Consider the following 3,452-nt stretch of genomic DNA (forward strand, 5'->3'; position numbering starts at 1 on the left):
GGCGAAAGGCGTCAGCCAAGGTTGGCCGGCGGTGCTGTCCAGCCTGAAATCCTTCCTCGAAACCGGCAGCGGCATCGATATTTTCGCCAAGCCGAAATCGGCCTGATGTTGCGACCTCGAGCAGAATCAGACCCGTGGAGAACGATAATGACCAAGCGCTATACCGGCGGCTGCGCATGCGGCGCGATCCGTTACGAGACCAATGACGAGCCTATCTTCCAGAACCACTGCCAATGCAGCGATTGCCAGAAGCGCTCAGGCACCGGCCACGGATCCTACCTGACCTTCGGCCAGCGCACCGATATGGCCATTACCGGGGAGGTGAGCACCTGGCGCGTGGCGGGCGCCAGCGGCAATGAAAAAATCCACACCTTCTGTCCAACCTGCGGAACGCCGGTCTTTCTGATATCCGTCGCCATGCCGGAATTCATAGCGGTCCATGCGGCCAGCCTCGACGATCCGGAACAGTTCAGCCCGCAGATGGTGACCTACACGAGCCACGGCCATGCCTGGGACAAGATGGATCCCGCCTTGCAGGCGGTCGAGCGAATGCCGTAGTGAAACGCGTCCGCCGTCGGCCCGCGATCTGCCGTCGCGCCTTCAGGCCCGATGCTCTTGGCCGATCAGCCGGCTCGCCGCTGTCTCGGCTATGGCATCGGCAAGCTCGAGGCCCCATTGCTGGCGGCAATAGGCGCGGAAATCGAAGCAGGGCAGGCCGGGGCAGACCTCGAACTCGATGAGGTGGACGGTGTCGTCGGCCTCGACCCTGAGATCGATGGAAAACACGTCGCGCAGGCCGAGCCCGCTCATCAGCCGCCCGGCGATCGCACGAATCCTGGCGTCGGCGGCCGGCTGGCTGTCGGCGACCGCGACGAGCTCCGGCTCGGCGTAATGTCCCGCCGCTTTCGCTGCCTCGCCAGTGTCGCCGTAGAGCGCCAGGCTGTCGGCCATGGTCTGGAAATCGGCGCCTGAATCGACAAAGGCCACGCCAAGCACTTCGACTCCCGCGCCCGGCATCAGGCTAAGGAAACTGGCGCGCACGTTGCGGCCGGCGACGTAGGGCTGGACGACGACATCGTCGCGATAGGCCGAAAAGACGCGCCGGCTGAGCTCCAAAGCGTGGGCGAGATCGCTGCAGCGCGACTCCAGCCAGATGCCGATCTTGGCGCCGAGCCGGTTGGGCTTGACGAACCAGCCGGCGGGCGAGGCCGGCGGCTCGACCAGCCATTGGCCGTCACGCGCGAGCCCAGCCTGTGGCACCGGCAGGCCGAGCGCGCCGAGCACGGCGCCGGAGCGGAACTTGTCCTGGCAGAGCGCGAACAGCGCATCGTCGGCGCCGATTGTCTTGAAACCGCCCAGTCGCGCCAAAGCGGGCGCCGCGCCGCCGCGGAAATAGGCGATGCCGTCGGTCAGCGTCCAGACCAGCGTTGTGCTGGGATGCTCGCCGGCGAGCACGCTGGCAGCGTCGTCGAGCCCCACCGGCGCGAACGACAGGCCGCGTGCCTGGCAGGCACGGCCAAGCACGTCGAATTCAGGAGCGAGATCGGTCGACTGCGCCAGATAGGACGCGATTTCGGTTGCGCGCTGCGGCGCATGGCCGTCGGCGACCAGGCGGTCGAAACAAGCCTTTTCCGGCTCATGGATGAGTATCAGTTTCGGCTTACGGCTTGGCATGAGATGAACGATTCCCGGCGGTACGATCACCTACCATCGCATGGTCGAGACGTCAGGCTCTCGCGAAACCGACACGGTGCGGGCGGTGGCGTGACAACGCACCGTCCGACCGTAGAATCCAGTTCGATCAGGCGATCAGCACGCGCGGCTCGAAGCGGCCGTTGACGGGAATATCGAGCAGAAAGGTCATGCCGCCCTGCAGATCCAGCAGACGCTGCTTCTCATCCTTGCCCGACCAGGCGGAGGTGACCGCCAGCCGGTCGGCCTTGGCGCCGACGAAGGCTGGGCAGGATGGCTGCGTCACCGGCATGGCGACCGTGCGGACGAGCTTGCCGTCGGGTCCGTAGGCTTCGATGACGCTGCCGCCCCAGACGGCGTTCCACAGGATGCCGTCGCGGTCGAGCACCGACCCGTCGACATAGCCCTTGGCCGAGCGGTGGTCGACGAACAGCTTGGGCTCACCGGCAGGCAGACCGGTCGCCGGGTCGCAGGCGACGCGCATCAGCATCCCGGTCGAGGTGTCGGTGTAGTAAGCGATCGCCCCATCCTCGGTAAAACAGATCGAATTGGAGACGGTGATGTCCGAAAACAGCTGGCGCAGTTCGCCCTTGAAAAACCAGTAGATCGAACCCGCGCCTTTTTCCTCGCCCTTGCCCATGGTGCCCATCCACAGGGCACCACAGGGATGGACGCGGGAATCGTTGGAGCGCGTGACCGGATTGTCGGCCTCGACAGGCGTGTGCAGCGTCAGCTTGCCGGTCGCGACATCGCGGACATAAAGGCCGGTCTCGGCGGCGATCAGCTGGCGCTTGTCGTCGATGACGGCGATGGCGCTCGCCATTTGGCCAAGCTCATGGACGGTGGTCGCGCCGCCGGACAGCCGCTTTTCCAGAAGCTGGCTGTTGACGATGTCAAACCAGTAGAGCGTATCGGTGGCGGGATCGTAGCTCGGCCCCTCGCCGAGCTGGCAGACGTGATCGGAAAAAACCGAAACGATCGCTTCGCTCATCCTGCTTCTCCGAACACCGCATCCCAGGCCGCGACGGCAGCGTGCGCACGCGCGGCCACCTCGTCGACGCTCATGCCCGGCTTGAACAGGCTGGAGCCCAGACCAAAGGCGGTCACGCCGGCAGCCTTGTAGCCGGCAAAATCTTTTTCAGAGACACCGCCGACGGCGCCGACCAATGTCTGCGCCGGCAACACCGCGCGCATCGCGGAAATGCCGCCGGTGCCCAGCACGCTCGCCGGGAAGAATTTCAGGGCCGAGGCGCCGAGTTTGATCGCCAGGAAGGCTTCGGTCGGCGTGAACACGCCGGGCATCGTCACCATGCCGTAATGCATGGCGCGCGCCATCACCTCGGCATCGATGTTGGGACTGACCAGCAGCCGCCCTCCGGCCTGGTGCAAGCCATCGACATCGGCCGGCGTCAGCACCGTGCCGGCGCCGACCAGCGCCGTTTTCGGCAGCACTTGGACGATGCGGGCGATCGACGAGAACGGTTGCGGTGAGTTCAGCGGCACTTCGATCGCCTCGATGCCGGCGTCGAACAGCGCCTGGCCCATGGCCATCGCCTCGGTGGGCTTGAGCCCGCGAAGGATGGCAACCAGGCCGCGCTTGAGTTTTGGAAACGGTGCGGTCTGGCTCATCGGGCAACTCCAATTCTGGCGATCATGCCGTTCTCGCGCGCCGCCTCGACGAGACCGGCACGCACTGCCTCGTCGGCGTCGACGGCCCGGAGCTCAAGCCCAGCAAGCCCAAGTGCGGCCTGGTAGAGTGC

At 65.7% G+C, this 3,452-nt stretch carries 4 protein-coding genes and 2 pseudogenes; 2 read left to right on the forward strand and 4 right to left on the reverse strand.

Annotated elements, in window-relative coordinates; genetic code table 11:
• Nucleotides 1–106, forward strand: a pseudogene (locus EN994_RS36880) (polyketide cyclase); the annotation flags it as partial.
• Nucleotides 107–147: 41 nt separating this feature from the next.
• A complete protein-coding gene (locus tag EN994_RS23170; RefSeq protein ID WP_063169673.1) occupies nt 148–558 on the forward strand; it encodes a GFA family protein in 411 nt (136 codons plus the stop codon).
• A gap of 42 nt (nt 559–600) precedes the next feature.
• Here the strand turns inward: EN994_RS23170 and EN994_RS23175 are convergent, their stop codons facing one another.
• The 4 genes and pseudogenes from EN994_RS23175 to EN994_RS36290 all read right to left on the reverse strand — a co-directional run.
• Nucleotides 601–1,674, reverse strand: coding sequence for a D-alanine:D-lactate ligase-like protein (locus EN994_RS23175; RefSeq protein WP_063169672.1), 1,074 nt, complete (start codon nt 1,672–1,674; stop codon nt 601–603).
• A gap of 127 nt (nt 1,675–1,801) precedes the next feature.
• A complete protein-coding gene (locus EN994_RS23180; RefSeq protein WP_063169671.1) occupies nt 1,802–2,683 on the reverse strand; it encodes an SMP-30/gluconolactonase/LRE family protein in 882 nt (293 codons plus the stop codon).
• Nucleotides 2,680–3,321 (reverse strand): 2-dehydro-3-deoxy-6-phosphogalactonate aldolase, encoded by a 642-nt coding sequence (locus EN994_RS23185; RefSeq protein ID WP_063169670.1) that lies wholly within the window; start codon nt 3,319–3,321, stop codon nt 2,680–2,682. The genes EN994_RS23180 and EN994_RS23185 overlap by 4 nt, the downstream gene beginning before the upstream one ends.
• Nucleotides 3,318–3,452: pseudogene (locus EN994_RS36290) on the reverse strand (2-dehydro-3-deoxygalactonokinase); the annotation flags it as partial. The gene EN994_RS23185 and the pseudogene EN994_RS36290, both read right to left, overlap by 4 nt.

The organism is Mesorhizobium sp. M7A.F.Ca.CA.002.09.1.1 (genome assembly GCF_003998555.1).
Classification (GTDB): Bacteria; Pseudomonadota; Alphaproteobacteria; order Rhizobiales; family Rhizobiaceae; genus Mesorhizobium; species Mesorhizobium ciceri.

Coding starts and splice junctions, on each gene's coding strand:
- EN994_RS23170 (WP_063169673.1), top strand. CDS start 148: ATGACCAAGCGCTATACCGGCGGCTGCGCATGCGGCGCGATCCGTTAC.
- EN994_RS23185 (WP_063169670.1), bottom strand. CDS start 3,321: ATGAGCCAGACCGCACCGTTTCCAAAACTCAAGCGCGGCCTGGTTGCC.
- EN994_RS23175 (WP_063169672.1), bottom strand. CDS start 1,674: ATGCCAAGCCGTAAGCCGAAACTGATACTCATCCATGAGCCGGAAAAG.
- EN994_RS23180 (WP_063169671.1), bottom strand. CDS start 2,683: ATGAGCGAAGCGATCGTTTCGGTTTTTTCCGATCACGTCTGCCAGCTC.